The organism is Stenotrophomonas rhizophila (assembly GCF_020857975.1).
Taxonomy (GTDB): Bacteria; Pseudomonadota; Gammaproteobacteria; order Xanthomonadales; family Xanthomonadaceae; genus Stenotrophomonas; species Stenotrophomonas rhizophila_C.
Genome location: NZ_JACWUO010000008.1, coordinates 62,885 through 84,892, shown reverse-complemented (window position 1 = coordinate 84,892; position 22,008 = coordinate 62,885). Strand labels below are relative to the sequence as shown.

The 22,008-nt window shown below is 66.4% G+C and carries 13 protein-coding genes; 4 read left to right on the top strand and 9 right to left on the bottom strand.

Annotation, left to right across the window (positions count from 1 at the left end; all coding sequences use genetic code 11):
- Positions 1-125: 125 nt before the first annotated feature.
- On the top strand, positions 126-824 hold the full coding sequence (locus IC535_RS09855) for a ComF family protein (RefSeq protein WP_228886076.1): 699 nt from the start codon (positions 126-128) through the stop codon (positions 822-824).
- A gap of 150 nt (positions 825-974) precedes the next feature.
- Complete coding sequence (locus IC535_RS09850; protein ID WP_228886075.1) at positions 975-1,469, top strand: SecDF P1 head subdomain-containing protein; 495 nt, start codon at positions 975-977, stop codon at positions 1,467-1,469.
- Positions 1,470-1,722: 253 nt separating this feature from the next.
- Here the strand turns inward: IC535_RS09850 and IC535_RS09845 are convergent, their stop codons facing one another.
- The 9 genes from IC535_RS09845 to IC535_RS09805 all read right to left on the bottom strand — a co-directional run bounded on the left by IC535_RS09845 (position 1,723) and on the right by IC535_RS09805 (position 15,175).
- Positions 1,723-2,253 carry a hypothetical protein gene (locus tag IC535_RS09845; RefSeq protein ID WP_228886074.1) on the bottom strand — a complete coding sequence of 177 codons (531 nt, stop codon included), beginning with the start codon at positions 2,251-2,253 and terminating at the stop codon, positions 1,723-1,725.
- A 6-nt stretch (positions 2,254-2,259) separates the two neighbouring features.
- Complete coding sequence (locus IC535_RS09840) at positions 2,260-4,434, bottom strand: RHS repeat-associated core domain-containing protein (protein WP_228886073.1); 2,175 nt, start codon at positions 4,432-4,434, stop codon at positions 2,260-2,262.
- Entirely contained in the window at positions 4,434-7,667 is a 3,234-nt protein-coding gene (locus IC535_RS09835; protein ID WP_228886072.1) for a DUF6531 domain-containing protein, read from the bottom strand. The genes IC535_RS09840 and IC535_RS09835 overlap by 1 nt, the downstream gene beginning before the upstream one ends.
- Before the next feature lie 265 nt (positions 7,668-7,932).
- On the bottom strand, positions 7,933-9,750 hold the full coding sequence (locus tag IC535_RS09830; protein ID WP_228886071.1) for an MFS transporter: 1,818 nt from the start codon (positions 9,748-9,750) through the stop codon (positions 7,933-7,935).
- A gap of 52 nt (positions 9,751-9,802) precedes the next feature.
- Complete coding sequence (nagA, locus tag IC535_RS09825; RefSeq protein ID WP_228886070.1) at positions 9,803-10,918, bottom strand: N-acetylglucosamine-6-phosphate deacetylase; 1,116 nt, start codon at positions 10,916-10,918, stop codon at positions 9,803-9,805.
- Entirely contained in the window at positions 10,915-11,694 is a 780-nt protein-coding gene (locus IC535_RS09820; RefSeq protein ID WP_228886069.1) for a DeoR family transcriptional regulator, read from the bottom strand. The genes nagA and IC535_RS09820 overlap by 4 nt, the downstream gene beginning before the upstream one ends.
- Before the next feature lie 34 nt (positions 11,695-11,728).
- A complete protein-coding gene (locus IC535_RS09815; protein WP_228886068.1) occupies positions 11,729-13,057 on the bottom strand; it encodes a D-tagatose-bisphosphate aldolase, class II, non-catalytic subunit in 1,329 nt (442 codons plus the stop codon).
- Positions 13,058-13,080: 23 nt separating this feature from the next.
- The gene (locus tag IC535_RS09810) at positions 13,081-14,004 is read right to left on the bottom strand and encodes an ROK family protein (protein ID WP_228886067.1); all 924 of its coding nucleotides are present in this window, start codon (positions 14,002-14,004) and stop codon (positions 13,081-13,083) included.
- 13 nt (positions 14,005-14,017) lie between these two features.
- Complete coding sequence (locus tag IC535_RS09805; protein WP_228886066.1) at positions 14,018-15,175, bottom strand: SIS domain-containing protein; 1,158 nt, start codon at positions 15,173-15,175, stop codon at positions 14,018-14,020.
- A 323-nt stretch (positions 15,176-15,498) separates the two neighbouring features.
- On the opposite strand from IC535_RS09805, the gene IC535_RS09800 reads away from it, so the two are divergent.
- Positions 15,499-18,858 carry a TIM-barrel domain-containing protein gene (locus tag IC535_RS09800; RefSeq protein ID WP_228886065.1) on the top strand — a complete coding sequence of 1,120 codons (3,360 nt, stop codon included), beginning with the start codon at positions 15,499-15,501 and terminating at the stop codon, positions 18,856-18,858.
- Between the two features lie 133 nt (positions 18,859-18,991).
- Positions 18,992-21,964, top strand: coding sequence for a TonB-dependent receptor plug domain-containing protein (locus IC535_RS09795; RefSeq protein ID WP_228886064.1), 2,973 nt, complete (start codon positions 18,992-18,994; stop codon positions 21,962-21,964).
- The last annotated feature ends 44 nt before the right edge of the window (positions 21,965-22,008 follow it).

The following is a 22,008-nucleotide window of genomic DNA, read 5'->3' as shown; positions in this document are numbered from 1 at the left end:
CCATTGGCGGTTGTCTGCCGCCGCATGCCGGCCCCGGCTGATGCAAGGGCGCGGCTTGTACCGACGGCCGGCGCCGGCCAACGATGGCAGCCTTGAACGCAACCGCCTGATGCCGGACGAAGAACATGCGCGCCCGCATTGCCGCTGCGCTGGACTGGCTTGGCCGCCAGACCCTGCCACTGCGCTGCCTGGTCTGCGATGAAGCCGGCAGCGACGGGCTGGACCTGTGCGCGGACTGCCATGCCGCGCTGCCGTGGAACGACGCCGCCTGCCCAGGCTGCGCGCTGCCACTGCCGGCCGATGAGCCCGCCGCGCGCTGCGGGGCCTGCCTGCGCGAGCCGCCGCGGCAGGCCGCGGCGGCGGCCGCGTTCGTGTACACCGCGCCGGTGGATCAGTTGCTGTTGCGCTTCAAGTTCCACCAGGACCTGGCGGCCGGCCGGTTGCTGTCGCAGTTGATGCTGCAGCGGGTGCCGGCGTTCGCCAGCGGCGCGCTGCTGCCATTGCCGCTGCATCGCCAGCGGTTGCGCGCACGTGGCTACGACCAGGCACTGGAACTGGCCCGGCCGCTGGCGCGTTCGCTGCAGTGCCCGCTGTGGCACGGTCTGTCGCGTGAGCGGCTGACCGCGCCGCAATCGGACCTGGACGCCGATGCGCGCCGCCGCAATGTGCGCAACGCCTTTACGGTGACGGCCGGCCCGCCGAGCCGGCTGACCGTGGTCGATGATGTGATGACCACCGGCGCCACGCTGGATGCCGCCGTGCGCGCGCTGCGCCGGGCCGGCGCGGCGCAGGTGCACCTGTGGGTATGCGCGCGGGTGCCGTGATGGAAGACGCGATCTGTTGGGCCGGCGAGCATGTCCAGGCATCGGGCCGGTATGCCCTGGGCTGCCGGGCACCATGCCGGACCCCTCCATCCGCTGCAATGCCCCGGCATAACAGCGATACTGCCAACCATCCCGTCGGAGGAGTGGCGCATGCGCGGTTATCTGCTGGTTGTGATGATGCTCACCTGTGCGGCCTTGGCCGGCTGCGCAGAGACCCGTCAGGCCGTCGGCCTGTCCGCTGAGCCGGCCGGGGCGCCACCGCTGGCGCAGGCGCGCATCCTGATGCGCGAGGTGGATGAAACCGGCAACCCGCACTCCACGCCGCTGAAGAACCGCGATGGCACCCCGTTGCTGCTGAAGGAACCGCCGTTGGTCACCACCGCCGATGTGGCTTTGGTGGCGCTGGTTATGGACGCCACCGGCAAGCCGATGCTTCAAGTGCAGATGACCGATGCCGCCGCGCCGCGCCTCCTGGCCGCAACGCAGGCCAGGATCGGCCGCCGGGTGGCTTTCAGCGTGGGCGACCGCGTGCTTACCGTGGCCACCATCCGGGGTCCGTTCGGTGCCAGCATGCAGGTCGCCGGGTTGGAGGACGCAGGCGACGCGCAACGGATGTACACCGAGATCACCGGCAAGGCGCTGTGAAGCGCCGACGTCCCACCGAGTCCGCCATGGCGGCGTGACGGGGAAGCTTACGCATGGGGCGTTCCTCAACGTGGGCCGCCATTGTCCATCAGCTGGCCGGCCAGCGGCCGGCGCTACCGCACAATTTCGGCGGAGTTGTTCAGAGCATCCCTAGGAAAGTCGGGGCGATTCATAGCGGTCTAATGAGCATCGCCACTGCTCGCATCTAATGTGGCGTAATGCCATTCGGTTATTGGGGTCGCTTGCTGCCTCGTCAGTTATCGAGCGTATTGTAGGCGTATCGGGTTTCTTCCCATGCTTGGTCCGGGAACTCGCCATGAGCAACCCGCCTGCGGGTGAGCCGCCCCTTCTCAAATACAAGAGTAGCGTTGAAAGCGACAGCTGCATCACCGCCAGCAATAGCAAGCTCAAACCCAGTGGCACTGGGTTTCAAGGTAATTCGGCGCGGGTCGCCAAGATCACTGTATGACGATAGCGGGACAAAAAGTTTGTCCGCACCACTCTGAACAACAATCGAGGTAATCAGATTCGGGGGCGCCGAAGTATCCTCGCCCCCCCATCTGAAACCTTCTTTGAAGAGACTGTCAGCAGCCTTGCTTGTCTTCACTGTGACCTTGAAGCCACGGCCAGTAGCATGCTCATCAATAGTCGCCATGCCATCGACAAATCTGGTGGCAACCTTGGTTGAGTCGCCGTCTCGCGTCGCCGCAGGGACTGTTCTATCGCCGGCGAATGTCGGTGACAATACGACGAATGCCAAAGCTGATAGTACAAGTAGTTTCATGGCTGTTTACCAGAATGGAATAATCACGAGGGCCGGGTGTTCTACTACCAAGTCGTTGTCTCCGCTATTGGCAATCTGATCTCGAACATCCCTATCGAAGATCATGCAACCCTCTGAGGCCGTTCGATTCCGCGTGCTGTTGTCGCCGTGAATGCGGAATGCACTTCGGCCAAACATGTCATTGGCAGGCGCTGGCGTAAGCACCATAGTTGCCCGCCCGGTGTTCGGGCTGTTGTACTGCGGCCCAATCGTGTAGCGCCCCGTCGGCAAGGGCCCGACACTTCCCACCTTCTGCATCCATGGGTTATTAACACCGGCGCCACGACCTGCGTAACCTGTCGATACATAAGTCCCGTTGTGATAGAGGTTTCCCGTCGCTGAGTTGTACGCCCATTCCAGTCCCAGCGGATCGATCAGGCTGATCGGGTTTCCTTTGACATAGGAATATGTGTTTATTCCACCGCCGAGCCCGATCGGATCCGATTGCACATACCGCGCAATGGTCGCATCATAGTCGCGGAAGCCGTTGTACCAGAGCCCGGACTCGGTATCGTGGTACTGGCCAGGGAAGCCAAGGTTTAAGCCGCCGATATCGTCCTGCTGCACGCTGCGGCCATAGGCGTAGTTGTACGCCTTCCAGACCGTCTGTTGCGTACCGTCCGTCACAAACTCCGGGCGGCCCAGGTGGTCGGTGTGCACCAGATACAGCTCACCCTCACGGCTCAGGCCCACCAGTTCACCGCCAAACCACAGGTAGTTGCTCCAGATGTCGTTGCTCTGCTCGGCCAGCAGCTGGTTTTGACCACCGTAGTAGTAGCGGCTGGTGATGGCTGCATTGGTTTTGGCAATCCGCTGCCCCTGGGCGTTGAGCAGATAGTGGGTGGTAACCCCATCGCTGTTGCTCTGGCGCATGCGATTGAAAGGACCATAGCTATAGGTCTGGATGCGGCTGCCATCGGTCTCGCTGATGCGGTTGCCCAGCGCGTCGTAGTGGTACTGGCGCGCGCGGTCGGGATGGACGTAACCCAGCGCCCGGTTGCTGTGTGGATCGATGCTGTACTCGGTCAGCGTGCTGCCGGCCTGGTAGCGGTCGTGGTTGCCACCAGCGTCATAGGACAGCAGATTAGCGATGCCGAAGCGGGTCAACTGGCTGAGACGGCTGAGCGCGTCATAGCCGATGAGCTGGGTCATGTCCGGATTGACCGCATCGTTGATGGCGGTAATCTCGCTGTCTGGACTGTACTGATAGGACCAGTGGCTCACGGGTGTGTTGTCCGACTGGTGTACCGACATGGTGGTGAGCCTGCCGTCGTGGTCATGATCGTATCCGCGGGCCAGGCCATTGCCATACTCCATGCGTGCCCGTGCACCGATGGTTTTCCAGCTGGTGTGCCCGATCACTGGCCGGACGATGCCATCGATGGTCGCTGACATGGCGCTCAGTCGACCGTCCACGCCATAGGTGTAGCCGACCTGATTTCCATCGGGATACGTAATTGCGCCAAGCCGGCCGATGCTGTCGTAGCCGTAATGCGTGCTGTGGTCGGTACGCTCGCCCGCCGCGTTGATCCAGTCGCGCCGGATCATCAACTGGCCACGCGGGTTGTAGGCGAAGTGGGTATCGGTATCCAACGCGGACAGCCCGCAAAGGCGTCCTTTTCCCCAACTACACCAATCGTAGCTGTAGCCCTGTTGCTGGCCGTCAGCGCTGATCGTGGTCAATCGCCCCAAACCATCATACCCATAGGACACCACGCTGCCATCGTTGCGGCTCATCGTAGTGCGCAGGCCGACTGCATCGTACTGCCAGGTTGTACTGCCTGTGTCTGGGCTCTGCTGCTGCCAGAGTTGGCCGAAGCCATCATAGGTATAGGAGGTGACCAGGCCGCGTGGATCGGTCACTTGGGTTATCTGGTCGCCAAGGTCGTAGGCGAAGCGGGTTACGCCGCCAGCTGCGTCGGTCTGGGTCAGCAGGCGTCCCCGTGGGTCGTAGGCCATCCGGGTGAGGCGATTCTGCGTGTCGGTGATCTGAATGACCCGGCTTTCGGAATCGTAGGCGTACTGCACGTACTGCCCGGCGTTGCCCCGTTCGGCAATACGCCGGCCAAGTTCGTCGTACTCGTAGCTGACGCTGAAAGTGACTGTGTTCAGCGCCAGCAGAGTCAAGCTCAAGGCGGACATCAGCGACCTCCTTGGGGCGGTTGCGGATCATCGGTTGGCTCTGCAACCTGCGGAATATTGCAATAAGGCTTGTTGGGCGGACACCAGCCCTCGTCGTTTTCCACATTCACATCGGCTTGGCTTTGCGGTCCCCAGGTGTTTCCGTCCGTACTCATCTGTGCGATGTAACGGAATGTAGCGACACCGTTGCCGTTGTGGACAGGCCAGATATCCTGCGTGAAGGTGGCCACACTCCCGGGCGCCACCGGGCTGCCGAGGAAACTGTAGTTGCGCTGCGAGGTCTGCCATATCCACCAAGCCAGCCTGGTGTTGCCGTGCCAGACTACATTGCCGCTGTTGCGGACGTGGATGGTCATGTTGCCGGCGTCGCCGTTGAAGATATGGCCGGGGGCAATACTGAAACCGACAAACTCCGCACTGAGCACCACAGGCGGCACAGCATGGCTTCCGGAGCGGTTGATGGTCAGATGTGGCTGGCCCACCGGCGAGATGGCGTGGATATGGATCGCTTGATTGCCGTGTGTATGGCGCAGGCCAGCATCAAGCGGGAGGCGGAATCCGTATGCGTTGCCACGCGCCTGGCAGGCGCTGGCGATGCTGCCGTCGGTGGGCAGGTTTGCGGTGCCGGCCAACGCAAACGTACCCGCGCCAGCGGGGCCACCGACGTAAAGATGGACGTCGACCGGCGTATCCACCCCGACTGAACAGGCCCAGCCCTCCACGAAGTAGTTCCAGTCCGCGTCCTGGGTCACGCCACCGATATCGCCGATCACCGTGGCTGTCGGGATGGTGAATAGACCCGAATTGCCGATCGCACGGTTGTGGGCGCCGCCCAGTGGCGAAAGCCCATACACCGTAACGCTGCGGCCCCCCAGTTGCTGGCGCTGTTGCAGGGTGATCGGCATATGGAAGCGGTACGCGCTGCCGTTGGCCTGGCAGGCCGCGGCGACCGCCGGCTCGCTGGCCAGGTTGGCCTGGCTGCTGCCCAGATAGGTACCACCATCGGCATAGGCATCGACCTGGATCGAGGTTTTGGAGCCGGTACTGCAGGCCCAGCCGCGCAGGAACCCGTTCCAGCTGCCATCCTGGCTGACCTCATCGATGGCACCAATGACCGTGCTGCCAGGAGGATAGTCGGTGGACAGCACTTCACTGCGAATCAGATTTGAAGCGACGTCATAGCCATACCGCGCCCATGCATAGGTGCCGTCGCCGTGAGGCTGAACTTGGTGTAGCAGGCGGCGTGCGGCATCGTACTCATAACGTACGGTCACGCCATCGGGGTGGGTCACGCTCGCGAGGTTGCCTGCGCCGTCATAGCCCATGGCGGTGGTGGCCCAATCGTTGCCCATGCTCAGCCGCTGCACCACCAGCCGGCCGCGGCCGTCATGGGTCAGTTCGGTAACGTCGCCATTAGCGCCGGTGATGCGACCCGGTTGGCCCAGGCCGTTGTGATTGCTATACGTGGTGCTATGACCCAGTGCATTGCCGATACTGAGAAGGTCGCCCTGCTCGCTGTAGTGGGTCGTGATCTCATCCTGCGCCAGCGGCCCATCTTCGGTGATCCAGGCCTTCATGCCGTTGCCGTGATAGCCGTACCGGTAGTGGGTGGACCGCTGCTGGCCCTGTACGCCACCAGTACCGAGGTTGACCACCGTCACCGAGGCGAGGTTGCCACGTTCTTCATAGGTGTAGGTGGTTTCGCGAAGGCCATGCACGGTGGCTTTGAGTAGATGGTTGTCGGTCTGGTCCCACTCATACGTGGTCGTGCGCTCGGCGCTGCTGCCCACCGCTTCAACCTGCCTGAGCAGGTAGCCTTGTGCGTCGTAGTCGAGATCGGTGAGGTTGTCGGCGAAGTCGTGTACCAGGTCGGGATGGCCGTTGGCGTCGTAACTGCGCTCCTTGTAACTGGCAGCACAGTGCGGTGATGCCAGCCCGGTGACCGACACCAGCTTGCCATCATTGAATGCATGAACGGTGCTACGGCCGAGCGGATTGGTCTGGGTGACGTTGATCTTGACCGGCCGCGACTTGGTTTGCGCAGCACGCAGCAGCTGCCCACCCGGTGCAAAGCGGGGCTCGTAGCAGATGTACCCAAAGCCGGGCTTGTACTCACACCATCCGGTTTCCTCGTTGCCCTTGACCCCGCCCGGGCGAATCGGGGCAGGGGGCGGGGTCACCTGCTGTTCGGTCTCCACTACATAGGAGAACGTATGGCGCTCCACGCCGCCGGCATGTTCGGACAGCGTGGCGCGCTTGGCGGCGTCATACGCGAAGGTGGAGTAGCGCGCCCCGTTGAATGACTTGCCGGTGAGTGCGCCGGGAAACCGTGGGTCCTCGTAGTGATAGCTGATGGTCGTGTCCGGCGCCCCCGGCAAGGTGGTGGTGGCCAAGCGGCCACGGCCCGCGCCGAACACATCTGCGGTATAGCTGTAGCGATAGATGTTTCCGGCAGGATCGGTGACGGCGCTTACCTCGCCGTTGCTCCAGACGAACTGCATGCTGCGCCCCGATGAATGGGTGACCCGCTGCAGGTACTTGTTGTCGTAAGCGAACGTCCAGCGCACCCCCTGTCGGTTGCGGCGTTCGATGATGTAGCCATCGGCGTTGTAGATTTCCACGCCATGGTCTTCATTGCGCAGCGTATAGGTGCTGTCGCTATTGCGGACAAAGTGGAGCCGTGGCTGCGGCTTGTCTTCGTTCCAGCGCGCATTGCTGGAATCGCGCAGGAATTTTATCCGCCGACCGTCCGGCCACTGTACCCAGGCCATGTCCTTGGCCCGCGTGAACGCCAGCGAATAATCCAGGTTGCTCAACCAGTGGCTGCCGAACAGACCGGTCGCGCTCCAGTGATGGTTGTAGCGTCGCTGCAGGTACAGGCCCATCTCGCCGCCACTGGTGAAATCCAGTTCGGCCTCCACTTTGTTGCCCGTGTAGAGCACCACGGGATTGCCGGCGATCTGCGGACATTCGTTGGTACGATCGTCGGTTTCCTGCTCTTTGGTAGTCTCGCTGGGCAAGCCCCCGCCGCCGCCAAGTCCTGGATCCCGCCCGCCGGGCCGGCCTCCGGACCCATATCCATACCACCAGCCGCCGCCCCCACCGATGTATTGATGATCGATGGGTGGCCTGACTTCGATGGTTCCCCAGTTCGTGGTCGGTGTACTGCCCGGAACATGTTCCACTGCCCGTACCCCTGCAGGGGCGAACGACAGGGGAACCAGCAACAGCATGGATGCCGCACTTCTGGTATGACGATGCTTCATGGACCGCCTCGGTGCGCATGATCACGTTCAGTGGAGGGCTTGATCGCGTGCTGAACTTGTTGTTCAGCTTGCGGGCAGCCTAGTCACTATCCCGAGGCAGTGGAATTTCAATTATTCAATGGATTGATGCTCGATTTGAGAATTCATCAATCTGAAATAGCGAAGCCGAAATTAGCTTGAAACCGACATGGACGGGTGTGGAACGACACCCGTCTCCTTTCCTTTCGATGGCTCAGTTCCGCTGCGTCGTAAACCCCGCCTCGATCTGCTCCAGCGACCTGCCCTTGGTTTCCGGCAGCCAGAACGCGGCGACCAGGAAGTACAGCAGGGTGCAGCCGGCCCAGAAGAAGAACATGCTGGCATAGCCGTGGTGGCCGACGGTGGGCAGGAAGATCGCCGCGATCACGGTGGACACGAATTGATTGATCAACAGCGCGATGCTCATGCCGTTGGAGCGGATGCGGGTGGGCATCAGTTCGGACAGTGCCAGCCACACGCATACGCCGGGGCCGACCGCGAAGAACGCGACGAAGACCAGGATGCAGCCTGCCACCAGCCAGCCATGGGTGGGCGAGGGCACCGGGCCGAGCATGGCGCGCTCGATCACCAGCGGTGCGTTGGCCGCCTGCGTCGGGTCCGGGAATGGATTCAGGTGCAGCGTGCGGAAGAAACGGCCGATCACGCTGTCGGCCGAGACCGCGTCCTCGCGGCGGATCTGCAGCGTGGCGTCGATCGGGTTGTCGCTGCGCAGCGAGCGCACGTTGCTGAAGCCGCCGTAGGCATAGGACACGGTCAGCTGCTGCGGCCCGCTACCGGCATTGCCGTCCAGCTGCTGCCACCGTGCCGCATCCAGCGGCAGCGACAGGCTGCTGCCGGCCACCTGCTGCTGCAGCTGGGCCTGCACGTCGATGCGACCGCGTTCGCTCTGCACGAACAGCAGCGCTGCAGCCAGCAGCGACACGGTGATGCCGCCACTGCCCAGCATCAGCAGGAACTTGCGGCCCTTGCGGTCCACCAGCAACAGCGCGACCACGGTCATCACCGCGTTGAGCAGCTTGATCGCCACATCGGCGCCATTGGCCACCGCGCCGGGCAGCCCGGCCTGGTTGAGGATGTTGACCGCGTAGGCCAGCACCGAGTTGATGCCGGTGGCCTGGGTGAAGGCCAGCACCAGGCAGGCCAGTACGAACGGCCACACGTAGCGGCGGCTGAGCAGTGGATCGCGCTTGCCGTTGCGGCCGATCTGGATGTCCTCCGGCGCCTGCATGCGCTGCAGGGTCGGCTCGACCTTGGCCGGCGCGACGGTGCGCTGCAGGGCGCTGCGGGCCTTGTCGATGCGGCCGCGACGGACCAGCCAGCGCGGTGATTCACTGATCAGCAGCACGCCAGCGGTGAACACCAGCCCGGGCAGCAGGCAGCTCCAGAAGATGGTGCGCCAGGCATGGTCCTTGACGTCGAACAGCAGGCGCTGCTGCTCGGCCGCAGGCAGGTGGCGCACCGCCTCGCTGGCCGCATCCACCGCATGGGCGTGGTACAGCCCGATCACCGCCGCCAGCACCAGGCCGATGGTCAGCAGCAGCTGGAACATCGCCGCGCCACGGCCACGCCGCTCCGGGCTGAGCACTTCGGCCAGGTACAGCGGCACCACCACGCCGATCAGGCCGCCGCTGATGCCCTGCAGCAGCCGCCCCATCAACAGCGCGCCATAGCCATCGGACAGCGCCATGACCGGGATGCTGGCAGTGAACAGTACGCCGGCCAGCAGCATCGCGCCACGGCGCCCGATCAGGTCGGCGACCATGCCGGCGAACAGCGAGGACAGCACGCTGCCGAGCAGCACCGCGGCGACCACGAAACCCAGCTGCTGGCTGGTCAGGTGCCAGCTCGCGGTCGCGGTGGCTTCCAGGTAAGGCAGGGCGCCGGCGATGATGCCGATGTCGATGCCGTACAGCAGCCCACCCATGCCACCGATGAACAACAGATAGCGTACCGGCCAGCGTGGCGCGGAGGCGCCGGCGTGCACGGGAAGGGCTGCGGAAACATCGTTCATCGTGCCGGTCCTGTTCTGCATTGCATGCGCCGTGGCGGCGCGGGGTCAACGCTCAGTCGAGCGCGATGTCGTCGCCTTCCACCACCACGCCGCGCACGCGCAGGTCGTGGTCGAGCACCACCAGGTCGGCCCAGGCACCGGTCGCCAGACGGCCGCGGTCGTCGATGCCGAGATAATCGGCCGGGTAGCGCGACAGCCGGTTGGAGGCGTCGGCGATGTCCAGTCCGAGCGAGACCAGGTTGCGCAGCGCCTGGTCCATGGTCAGCGCACTGCCGGCCAGCGAGCCGGTGGACAGCCGCACGCAGCCCAGGCATTTGTGCACGCGCTGCACGCCCAGCGCGTACTCGCCGTCGGGCATGCCGGTGGCGGCGGTGGCATCGGTGACGCAGTACAGCTTCGGGATCGCGCGCAGGGCGGTGCGGATCGCGCCGGGATGCACGTGCTGCAGATCGGGAATGAGCTCGGCGTACTGCGCATGCGCCAGCGCGGCGGTGGCGATGCCGGGGTGGTAGTGGTCTACGCCGGTCATGCCGTTGAACAGGTGGGTGAAGCCGGCGGCACCGGCATCCAGCGCGGCCACGCCGTCTTCGTAGCTGCCGGCGCTGTGGCCGAGCTGCACGCGGATGCCCAGTGCGCTCAATGCGGGAATCAGCGCCTGGTGCTGGCCGATCTCCGGGGCCAGGGTCAGCACCTTGATCGGCGCGATCGCATGCAGGCGGCGCACGTCGTCCAGGGTGGCCTCGACCACCAATGGCGGCTGCGCGCCCAACCGTTCGATGCTGATGAACGGGCCTTCCAGGTGTACGCCGAGCACGCGCGCCATCCCCGTCGCGCGCGTGCCGATCGCGCCGGCCAACCCCTGCAGCGCCCGCACGATGTCGTCCTCGTGCGCGGTCATGGTGGTGCCCAGCAGCGCGGTGGTGCCGTGGCGCGCGTGGGTGCGGGCGACGGTGGCGGCCGCATCGCCGCCCTGCATGATGTCCACCCCGGCACCGCCATGCACGTGCAGGTCGATGAAGCCGGGCAGGACCAGCGGTACCTGCTCGTCGCCGCGCGGATCGGCGTGCGCGGTATCGATGGCGAGGATGCGCTGGTCGAAACGCAGATCGCCGCGCACCCACCCCGATGGGGTGAGGATGCGGCCGTGTAGCGTGCGGGGTGCGGTCATGGCGGGGGCGAGCCGGTGATGATCACTTCGATGCCCAGCCGCTGCAGCCCTTCCAGGTACTCGGCGTCGATGCTGGCGTCGGTGATGATGGTGTGGACCTGGTCCAGCCGCGCGATGCGGTGCAGGCTGACCCGGCCGAACTTGGAGGCGTCGGTGAGCACCACGATGCGGCGCGCGCGCTCGACCATGCGGTGGTTGAGGCTGGCTTCGGCTTCGTGGTGGGTGGTCAGGCCGAACTGCAGGTCCAGGCCATCCACGCCCAGGAACAGGGTGTCGAAGCTGTAGGTATTGAGGCTGGCTTCGGCCTGGCTGCCCTGCAGCGACAACGACTGCTTGCGCAGCAGCCCACCGGTGAGCAGCAGCTCCACACCCGGCGCGTTGGCCAGTTCCCAGGCGATGTTCAGGCCGTTGGTCATCACCGTCACATCGCGGTGCCCGCGCAGGTGCCGGGCCAGGGTCATGGTGGTCGAGCCGGAGTCGATGATGATGTTGTCGCCGGGCTTGACCAACCGCGCGGCATGCACGCCGATGCTGTCCTTCAGCGGCAGGTTCAGCGCGTCCTTCTCGTGAATGTCCTGTTCCTGCGGCGGCGTGCGCACCAGGGTGGCGCCGCCGTGGGTGCGGGTGGCCAGGCCCTGCGATTCGATGTGGGTCAGGTCGGCGCGGATGGTCACCGCCGACACGGCGAACCGGGCGACCAGTTCGCTGACCTGCACGTTGCCGTGCTCGACCAGCATCTGCAGGATCTGTTGGCGGCGCTGCCGTGTATTGCGCATGGGAGGCGATTCCATTCGGAAGGAAAGCCGAAGCTTACCGTTCCGAAAGCTCCGTGGCCCGGGAAGCTTCGTTCTTCGTCGGCGCGCGGTTGCGATTGCAGGCCCGGGCGTACTCGGCCAGGCGCTGGGCGACCTTGTGCCGGATCAGCGCCAGCGGGTCCGGCCGCAGTTGGCCGGCTTCGATCGCCCGCTGCTGCTCCGGCAGGTACTGGCTGAGCAGGATCTGCGGCGGGGCGTGCGCGGTCAGGTTGGCCACCAGCGTGTCCAGCGCGGCCTGCACCGCCGGCTCGCCCCAGTAATAGCGGCTGCGGTCGCTGAGCGAATACGCGCGCAGCAGGCGCAGTTCGTGTTCATCGCCCTGGTAGTAGCCGCGCCAGCTGCCCGGCTTGTCGACCATGCAGCGGTCCAGTACATCGATCAGTCCGGAGCATTGCGCGGCCGGCAGCAGTTCGCTTTCGATCATCGCCAGCGCGAACACCGCTTCGCGGAACGCGTAGGTCGCCGCGGGGCCGACCTTGAGGATGGCGAAATGGTCGCGCACCAGTTCATGCAGGCCTGCTTCGGTCTGGTAATCGGTGGAATGCGCCTCGAACACGATGCGCGGCTGCTGCTCGACGAATGCCGACAGCTCGCGCGCGGCGGCCGGGTCGTAGTAGTGCACGCTGCTGTGGTCGAAATCCACGCCGGGCTGCACCACCATCGCGATCACGCGCTCCCACGCCGGCAGCAGGTCCGGGGCGGAGAACGCCTCCCGGTGGATGTCCAGCGTGGTTGCGGCCGCGGCCGGCGTGGTCACCTGCAGGCCACCGGCCAGCGAGGCTTCGCCGCCGGGAATCGGTACTTCGGTGCCGATCACATACACCGGCGGCGGCAGGCCGTGGTCGGCCGCGGTGCGCTCGGCGATGCGCGCCAGTTCGGCCGACCGCGCCGCCACGATCGCATCGGGCAGCGGGGTCGGGTCGTCGGCGCAGGACATGCTGCAGTCCAGGTGGATCTTGTGGAAGCCGGCGGCCACGTAGGCGGCGATCAGGTCGCGCGCATTGGCCATGGCGGTCTCGGCCGGGCCCTTCTGCCAGGCATTCGGGCCGAGGTGGTCGCCGCCCAGCACCAGCCGCTCGGCGGGGAAGCCGGCATCGCGGGCCAACTGCAACACGTAATCGCGGTATTGCGGCGGGGTCATGCCGGTGTAGCCGCCGAACTGATCGACCTGGTTGGAGGTGGCCTCGATCAGCAGCAGGGTGTCATAGTGGCTGGCCACCTGCATCGCGGCCAGCAGCACCTGCGCATTGCTGCAGCACACGCTGTACAGCCCCACGGGTTGGCCCTGGCGGTGGGCGGCGATCAGCGATTGGATGGCGGACATGGCAACTCCAGTAACAACGGTGTTCAGCGGGAGGGATGCTGCTGGCGCGCCAACAGCGCCGCGCCACGCGCGCCGCCGGCATCGCCGAAGCGGGGCGGCAGGATCGGCGGCACGACCATGCCATCGAACAGGTACGGTGCGATCGCGTCGGGCAGGTCGCGGTACAGCTGTTCCAGCTTGGACAGCCCGCCACCGAGCACGATCACGTGTGGGTCCAGGGCCAGGATCAGGCTGGCCAGGCTGTAGCCGAGCAGGTCCCGGTGCACCGCCAATGCCTGTTGGGCGACGGCGTCGCCGGCCTGGGCCAGCGCCACCACGGCGGTGGCATCCAGCGCATGCCCGCCGCGGCCTTCGTGGATCAGCGCCAGCCCGTTGCCGGAGACATAACGCTCCAGGCAGCCGCGCAGGCCACAAGCACAGGCCAGCACCGGCAGTGCGTGGCGCTGCAGCAGGGTGGCCGGAATGCTCCAGTGCCCCCACTCGCCGGCGATGCCGTTGGCCCCGGCCACCAGCCGGCCGCCCACGCAGAAACCGCCGCCGGCGCCGGTGCCCAGGATCGCGCCGAACATGCTCGGGTAGCCGGCGCCGGCGCCCTGGTGCGCCTCGCTCAGGGCGAAGCACTGCAGGTCGTTGCCGAACTGCAGCGGACGTTGCAGCAGGGCCTGCAAGTCATCGCCCACCCGCTGGCCGGTCAGGCACGGCACGTTGGCGCTGAGCTGGCGGCCGCTGCGGTCGCGCACCCCGGGCAGGCCGATGCCGACCGCGCTGCCGGCGGTGTCCAGCGCCAGGTCGGCGCTGCGCACCAGGCCGGTGAGGGCCTGTAGGAAGGTGTCGTAGGCCTGGGTGGGCGTGGTCACGCGCTGGCGGTGCCGTTCGCGCAACTCACTGTCATAGGCCACCAGCTCGATCTTGGTGCCGCCGACATCGATGCCGTACCAGCTCTGCATGGGCGTGGCCTGCTCAGCCATGGGGATGGATGGTGACGCCCTGCACGACCCGATTGACGGTGCCGTCGGGGAAGGGGTTGTCCGGGGTCATGCCGAGCGCGGCCGAGCGCTGCAGCGCATAGCACTGCGGCATCAGCAGCCACAGCGGCGCCAGCCACGGATCGGGCAGCGCCGGTGCGGCGAGCACGAAGTCGCCGTCGGCACGGTCGCTGCCGTCCGGCCCAACCGAGATCACCCGCGCGGCAATGCCGTCGCCGCGCAGCTCGTCCAGCAGGTCCTGCTCGTAGCGCCGCGACAGCGCCTGCGCGCTGCGCAGCATCACCACCAGGGTGTCGCCGTTGAGCGTGGACTTGGGCCCGTGGCGGAAGCCGAGCGGGGTGTTGGCCAGCGCCAGCACGCGGCCGCCGGTGAGTTCGAGCACCTTCAGCGCGGCCTCGCGGGCGAGCGCTTCCAACGGGCCGCTGCCCAGGTAGATCACGCGCGTGTAGGCGGCCTGGGCCAGCCCGCCCACTGCTGCGTCCCAGCCCTGCAGGGCGCGCTCGCCATGCCCGGCCAGGTCGAGCAGCCGCTGCACGCGCTGCGGCCACGGCGCGCGGTCGAACACGCTGAGCGCGGCCAGCAGCATGCTGCTCAGGCTGCTGGTCATGGCAAAGGCACGGTCGCAGCTGGCCGCCGGCATCAGCAGCGACAGCGTGTCGTTGCGGCCCTGGCCACGCTTGGCCAGTTCGCCCTCGGCATTGCAGGTGATGTCCAGGAAGCGCGCATCGGCCACTTGGTCGCGTACCAGCTCCACCACGGCTACGCTTTCCGGGCTGGAGCCACTGCGGCCGAACGACACCAGCAGGGTCGGGCGGTCGCCGCGCAGGTACAGCGCCGGATGGGTGAGCAGGCTGGTGGTGTGGACGGCGCGCACCTCGGCCGGCCACTGCGCATTGATCTGGTCGGCCACCATCTCGGCGATGAAGCCCGAGCTGCCGGCGCCGGTGAGGATCACCAGCTGGCCGGGGTCGCGCAGGCGGTCGCCAAGGAAGGCGTCGAGGCGGGCCCGGGCGGTGTCCAGCACGTCGGCCAGGGCGGTCCACATGGACGGCTGCTGGGCGATTTCTTCGGCGGTATGGGCGCCGCCAAGGCGCTGCCAGGCGGGCAAGTCGGAGAGCAGAGAAGCGTCCATTCGCAATTCCTGTTGGGCGAGCGAACCTTCCGCGTTTTCTTTCGAAATGTCAAATATCGAAAGATAAAGAAAAGCTTGCTCGGTCACACTTTTCGATCGGAATCACCCGGGCGCTGCCCAGTAATGGCGCGGTGCACCAAGGTTTCAGGCGACACGAATTGCGCATTCAGGTGGCGTTTGGAAAGTGTTGCTTTGCGTCATCTTTCGTTTTAGAGAAAATATCCTTCCTTTTTCTTTGCAATTTGTTGACATCTTTCGAGGCCCTGCCCTAGAGTCGGCCGCACTGGTTGCAGATACCCGCCGAACGCGGGCTTGGGGGCAAGGTGGAAAGCCGTACACGTCGCACTGGTCTGTCTGTCGCATTGCTGGCGGCCTTGGCGCTGGCCGCACCGGCCCAGGCCGAGCCGCTGGGCAACCTGCGCACGATCAGCGCCGTGCCGGCCAGGGACGGCAATCCCGGTTGGGAAGTCCGCACCGACAGCGGCGCCCTCCTGCGCGTGGAGCTGCTGGGCGAGGACGTGCTGCGCGTGCAGGCCGGGCGCGACGGCACGCTGCTGCCGGCCGGCGACAAGGCCGCGCCGATCGTGCTGCCGCAGGCGGCCGCCAAGGTGGCCTACCAGCTGGAAGAAGACGGCAATGAAGTGCGCATCCGCACCGATTCCCTGGTGCTGCACATCCAGCGCCAACCGCTGCGCCTGTCGCTGGATCGCCGCGAGGGCGGCCGCGATGTCGCCCTGTGGCGCGAACTGCAGCCGCTGGACCTGGACAAGGACCAGAGCGTGCAGGTGCTCTCCAGCGAGGCCGGTGAACACTTCTACGGCGGTGGCCAGCAGAATGGCCGCTTCGAATTCAAGGGCCGCGAGCTGGAGGTGTCGTACTCCGGTGGCTGGGAAGAGGGCGATCGGCCCAACCCCGCGCCGATGCTGCTGAGCTCGCGCGGCTGGGGCATGCTGCGCAACACCTGGAGCGATGGCACCTACGATCTGCGCCAAGCCGACCAGGCCACGCTGCTGCATCGCGAAGACCGTTTCGATGCGTACTACTTCGTCGGGCCGAGCCTGCACACCCTGCTGGACCGCTACACCACGCTGACCGGCCGCGCCGGCCTGCTGCCGCGCTGGGCGTTCTCCTACGGCGATGCCGACTGCTACAACGATGGCGACAACATCAAGAAGCCCGGCAGCGTGCCCGACGGCTGGAGCGACGGCCCGACCGGCACCACGCCGGACGTGGTGGACAGCGTGGCCAGGCAGTACCGCGACCACGACATGCCCGGTGGCTGGATCCTGCCCAACGACGGCTACGGCTGCGGCTACAAGAAGCTGCCCGAGACCGTGCAGGGCCTGGCGAAGTACGGCTTCAGGACCGGCCTGTGGACCGAGAACGGCGTCGACAAGATCGCCTGGGAAGTGGGCACCGCCGGCAGCCGCGTGCAGAAGCTGGACGTGGCCTGGACCGGCAAGGGCTACCAGTTCGCGATGGACGCCAACCAGTCCGCGTTCAACGGCATCCTCAACAACTCCGATTCGCGTCCGTTCCTGTGGACGGTGATGGGCTGGGCCGGTATCCAGCGCTATGCGGTGGCCTGGACCGGCGACCAGAGCAGCAGCTGGGATTACATCCGCTGGCACATCCCGACCCTGATCGGCTCGGGGCTGTCGGGCATGGCCTATGCCAGCGGCGACGTCGATGCGATCTTCGGCGGCAGCGCCGAAACCTTCACCCGCGACCTGCAGTGGAAGAGCTTCACGCCCGTGCTGATGGGCATGTCCGGCTGGTCCGGCAATGCGCGCAAGCACCCGTGGTGGTTCGACGAGCCCTACCGCAGCGTCAACCGCGACTACCTCAAGCTGAAAATGCGCATGACCCCGTACATGTACGGGCTGGCGCATGACGCGGCGACCACCGGTGCCCCGCTGCTGCGCGCGCTGATGTGGGACTACCCGCAGGATCCGCAGGCCTATACCGAAGCGCACAAGTACCAGTTCCTGCTCGGCCGCGAGCTGCTGATCGCGCCGGTGTACCGCAGCCAGGCCGCCAGCCGCGGCTGGCGCCGCGACGTCCACCTGCCGCCGGGCCGCTGGATCGATTACTGGGACGGCCGCCAGCTGCAGGCCGGCGCGGACGGGCGATCGCTGGATCGTCCGGTCGACCTGGCCACGATCCCGGTGTTCGTGCGTGCCGGGGCGATCATCCCGATGTACCCCGCGATGCTCTACGACGGTGAGAAGCCGCTCGACGAAGTGACCTTCGATCTGTATCCGCAGGGCACCTCGCAGTACACGCTGTACGAAGACGATGGCGCCACCCGCCGTTATGAGAAGGGCGAGTCCAGCACGCAGGCGATCACGGTGCAGGCCCCGGCGCAGGGCACGGGCCCGGTGCAGGTGCGCATCGATCCGGTGCAGGGCCAGTACGCCGGCCAGCTGCCGCAGCGCCGCTATGCGCTGCGCGTGCTCAGCCGCCAGCGCCCGGCCGCGGTGACGCTGGAGGGTCGCGCGCTGCCGATGCTGGCCGACCAGGCAGCGTGGCAGGGTGCGGGCGAGGGCTGGTACTTCGATGCGGCCGAGCGCCGCGGCACCCTGCACGTGCGCACCGCACCGACCGACATCCGCCAGGCACTCGCGCTGCAGCTGGATCTGCCGATCGCCGCCGCGCCGGCCGACGATGCCTTCCCGGCCGCGCCGGAACTGGGCCGCGCGTTGCCCTCCGACAGCCTGCTGGTGGTCAACCGCCCGGCCGAGGAGCAGGGCTATGAAATGGAGAAGGCCTTCGACGACGATCCGGCCACCTGGTTCCGCACCGTGCGCAACCAGGCGGTCAAGACCGGTGCGCACGAATGGGTGCTCGGTTTCGGCGAACGCAAGCTGATCGACGGCATCGAGCTGGCGCCGCGCAACGACCAGCACTGGAAGAACGGCCAGATCCGCGACTACGAAATCTACCTGGCCGACAGCAATGGCGAGTGGGGCGAACCGGTCAAGCGCGGTCGCCTGACCCTGCAGCAGGGCAAGCAGCAGATCGACTTCCCCGCCCATGCCGGCCGCCTGCTGCGCTTCCGCGTACTGAGCACGCAGAATCCGGAAGGCGACGGCGCCGGCGCTGCCGACCCGATGGTGACCGCTGCCCAGGGCAGCGTGGCGCGGGCGGTCGATGCGCTGCAGCCGCGCGATGTCGGCCCGATCGTGTTGTCCAGCTTCCACGTGCTGGAACATCCGCAGCCGGAAGGGCCGGCGCAGCAGCTGTATCTGTCCGCGTTGCCGCTGCCGGCCCCGTTGAAGGCCGGCGTCGCCACCGATCATGCCTTCGGTGGCCAGGCCGACATGCGCATGAACGGCCTGCATTTCCGCCGCGGCCTGGGCGTCGGCGCGAGCAGCCGGATCGACCTGCAGCTGGGCGGCAACTGGCGCCTGCTGCGTGCCGACCTGGGCATCGACGACCAATGCCGCGCTGCCGGCGGCATGCAGTTCCAGGTCTGGGGCGAGGACCGTCTGCTGTACGACAGCGGGCTGGTCAAGGCGCCGGGCGTGGTCAAACCGGAACTGGACGTGCGCGGCCTGCGACGGCTGAGCCTGCGCACGCTGGGGGCGCAGGGCGACAACCCGGCGCAGGTCTGTGGCAACTGGGCCAATGCCGCCTTGATCGGCCAGGAGGGCGATACCGCCAGCATCGTGTCGCCGTAATCGAACCCGCTTTCGAAATACCGCTCTCTCCCGTTTCCCGTCTGCGGCCCTCCGGCCGCGGCACGGGGGACGTTTGCCCGAAAACACCCATCCACCGCCAGCCCCACGCTGCGGATCGAACAAGGAGACAAAGATGTTGACCGAACGCCATCGCCATCGCCGCATCACCGCTACCCCCTTGTCCATCGCGCTGGGCATGGCCCTGGCCGTGGCCGGCACTGCCGGCGCGCAGGACACCACGCCCGACGCCAAGGCCACCGAGCTGTCGCGGATCGAGGTCACCGGTTCCAATATCCGGCGCAGCGACGTGGAAACCGCCTCGCCGGTGCAGGTGATCAGCAAGCAGGACATCGAGAACATGGGCGCGCGCACCCTGCTGCAGGTGCTCGACAACCTGCCGGCCGCGCGGCCGGCCCAGCAGGACGCACGCTCGCTGTTCACCGGCTCCGACGGCGCCTCGCAGGCCAACCTGCGCGGCCTGGGCGCACAAGGCACGCTGGTGCTGTTGAATGGCCGCCGCCTGTCGTACTACGGCGCGCCGGCCGGCTTCCAGACCCAGTTCGTCAACATCGATGCGATTCCGGCCGCGGCGATCGAACGCATGGAAGTGCTGACCGACGGCGCCTCGGCGGTCTACGGCACCGACGCGGTGGCCGGGGTGATCAACGTGATCACCAAGCGCTCCTACCAGGGCGCGGAGATCAACCTCACCACCGACAAATCCTCGCGGATCAGCTCCTACGGCGAACACCAGGGCAGCATCACCGCCGGCTTCGGCGACCTGGATGCGGACCGCTACAACGTGTACGCCTCGGTCAACCTGTACCGCCGCGACGCGATTCCGCTCAGCGACTTCTACGACAAGCGCCCCAGCCAGTACTACGTCAACAATCCCAACTACCTGCCCAACCTGCGCCTGGGCGTCGGCAGCAAGCCGGGTGAGTTCAACCCGGGCAGCTATTTCGCCTTCGACCCGGCCACCGGCCGGCGCGTGCAGGAGGCTGCGCCGGGCTGCAACAACGTACTCACCAGCGAAGCGGCCGGCCCGCGTTGCATCTGGGAAACCTGGATGAACAACGAGATCGACGCCGGTGCCAAGTCCGAACGCAACACCGCCTACGTCAACGCGCACTTCCTGATCGGCGACAGCACCGAAGCCTTCGCCGAAGCGACCTATACCGACATCGACCTGACCGCCAACGGCGGCACCCCGCGCGCCTATGGCACCACCACCGGCAATCCGACCAGCTGGTTCTCGCGCAACACCGGCAATACCGTCAACCAGTTCCTGTACCCGTACCTGGGCCCGAACAACGAGTACAACCACGCATCGCCCGAACTGAAGGCATTGATGGGCGGCGTGGTCGGCCTGCAGTACCTGCTGCAGGACGTGGGCGCCGGCCACTTCGGCCAGCGCAATACCGACCAGAGCTACCGGGTAGTGACCGGCCTGCGCGGCACCGCCGGCGACTGGAACTGGGAAACCGCCTTCGCCACCGCCGGCAGCCACTCGGTCACCTACCAGACCACCAACGTCAACCTGGCCGGCTTCGAGCGCGCGTTCGGCCCGTACTCGATCGACCCGGGCACCGGGCGGGTGATCATCTCCGACCATCCGGCATACAAGTTCGGTGAGATCAGCGAAGCCAACGCCGCGTTGATCCGCGAGGCCTTCCCGACCTTCGACATCCAGTCCTGGACCCGGCTGCATACCCTGGACGGCAAGATCGAAGGCCCGCTGTTCCAGATGCCGGCCGGCGAAGTACGCGCCGCGTTCGGCTTCAACGCCAGTCGCGAAACCTTCTACACCCCCGGCAATCCGGACGCGGCCAACGGCCTGATCACCCAGCAGGGTGGTTCGTGGTTCGATGGCAAGCGCAACACCTATGCGCTGTTTGCCGAGACCGTGGCACCGCTCACCGAGAAGCTGGAACTGGATGCGGCCCTGCGCGTGGACAAGTACCCCGATTTCAGCGCCAACCTGGCGCCCAAGGTCGGCCTGAAGTACCAGATGTTCGACCAGCTGATGCTGCGCGGCACCTATTCCACCGGCTTCCGGGCGCCCAGCCTGGCCGAGTCCGGCAACGGCGGGGTGTTCGCCCAGCTCGGCGGCTACCGCGACGAGCTGCGCTGCAACGAGACCAACGCCATCGCCAACCTGCTGCTGCAGTCCGGCCGGGGCGGCGACGTGGACCTGGGCAAGACCCTGCTCAACAGCGACTGCAGCCGCACCGTGGCGCGCATGACCCAGCCCAACCCGGAGCTGAAGCCGGAGAAGGCCAAGATCACCACGCTGGGCTTCGTCTACGAGCCCACCCAGTGGCTGTCGGTGTCGGCCGACTACTGGTTCATCTACCGCAGCAACGAAATCGTCGCCCCGGACTACACCCGCGACGAGGACATCATCTCGTCCACGCGCTCGCCGATCACCGAGGCCGACCGCGCCAACCAGGCCGCGCTGGCCGCCATGTGCGCCGACCCGGCCAGCGGCGTCAGCTGTCCCGGCACGCTGCCCGGCTACAGCGCCGGCAATGTGGCCAGCGTGGTGGGCCAGTACAAGAACCGCGGCAAGACCCTGATCGACGGCTTCGACATCGACGCGCGCAGCCGCTTCTCGCTGGGCGACTGGGGCAACCTGAACATCGGCGTGGCCGCCACCATCGCCAACCGCAACCGTTCCTACCTGGACGACGAAAGCGGCTGGTACTACGGTGACCTGGTCGGCTACTACAACAACCCGCGCCTGCGCGCCACGTTGAATGCCGACTGGAGCTACAAGCAGGTCACCACCAGCATGTTCATCAACTACGTGGGCGGCACCAAGTGGGCGCTGCAGCAGATCGATGAAGAAGACAACAACCCGCAGACCTGCACCGCCGGCTACCTGCCGGTGGAGCAGAGCAAGTGCGACGGCGCCCCGTCGTGGTGGACCGCCAACCTGAGCGTGGCCTGGCGCCCGGATGCGCACTGGAACGTCGGCTTCACCATCAAGAACCTGTTCGACCGCCTGCCGTTCTACGATCCCAACAGCTTCCTGGGCGATTCCAGCGATTACGCCACCATCTTCGGTCGCGGCTACAGTCTGACCGTCGGCTACAAGTTCTGATGCTCCCATCGCGCCGGTTCCGGCCGGCGCGATCTTTACACGAG

Coding starts and splice junctions, on each gene's coding strand:
- IC535_RS09845 (WP_228886074.1), bottom strand. CDS start 2,253: ATGAAACTACTTGTACTATCAGCTTTGGCATTCGTCGTATTGTCACCG.
- IC535_RS09795 (WP_228886064.1), top strand. CDS start 18,992: ATGTTGACCGAACGCCATCGCCATCGCCGCATCACCGCTACCCCCTTG.
- IC535_RS09850 (WP_228886075.1), top strand. CDS start 975: ATGCGCGGTTATCTGCTGGTTGTGATGATGCTCACCTGTGCGGCCTTG.
- IC535_RS09840 (WP_228886073.1), bottom strand. CDS start 4,434: ATGTCCGCCTTGAGCTTGACTCTGCTGGCGCTGAACACAGTCACTTTC.
- IC535_RS09820 (WP_228886069.1), bottom strand. CDS start 11,694: ATGCGCAATACACGGCAGCGCCGCCAACAGATCCTGCAGATGCTGGTC.
- IC535_RS09805 (WP_228886066.1), bottom strand. CDS start 15,175: ATGGACGCTTCTCTGCTCTCCGACTTGCCCGCCTGGCAGCGCCTTGGC.
- IC535_RS09815 (WP_228886068.1), bottom strand. CDS start 13,057: ATGTCCGCCATCCAATCGCTGATCGCCGCCCACCGCCAGGGCCAACCC.
- IC535_RS09855 (WP_228886076.1), top strand. CDS start 126: ATGCGCGCCCGCATTGCCGCTGCGCTGGACTGGCTTGGCCGCCAGACC.
- IC535_RS09810 (WP_228886067.1), bottom strand. CDS start 14,004: ATGCAGAGCTGGTACGGCATCGATGTCGGCGGCACCAAGATCGAGCTG.
- IC535_RS09835 (WP_228886072.1), bottom strand. CDS start 7,667: ATGCTGTTGCTGGTTCCCCTGTCGTTCGCCCCTGCAGGGGTACGGGCA.
- nagA (WP_228886070.1), bottom strand. CDS start 10,918: ATGACCGCACCCCGCACGCTACACGGCCGCATCCTCACCCCATCGGGG.
- IC535_RS09830 (WP_228886071.1), bottom strand. CDS start 9,750: ATGAACGATGTTTCCGCAGCCCTTCCCGTGCACGCCGGCGCCTCCGCG.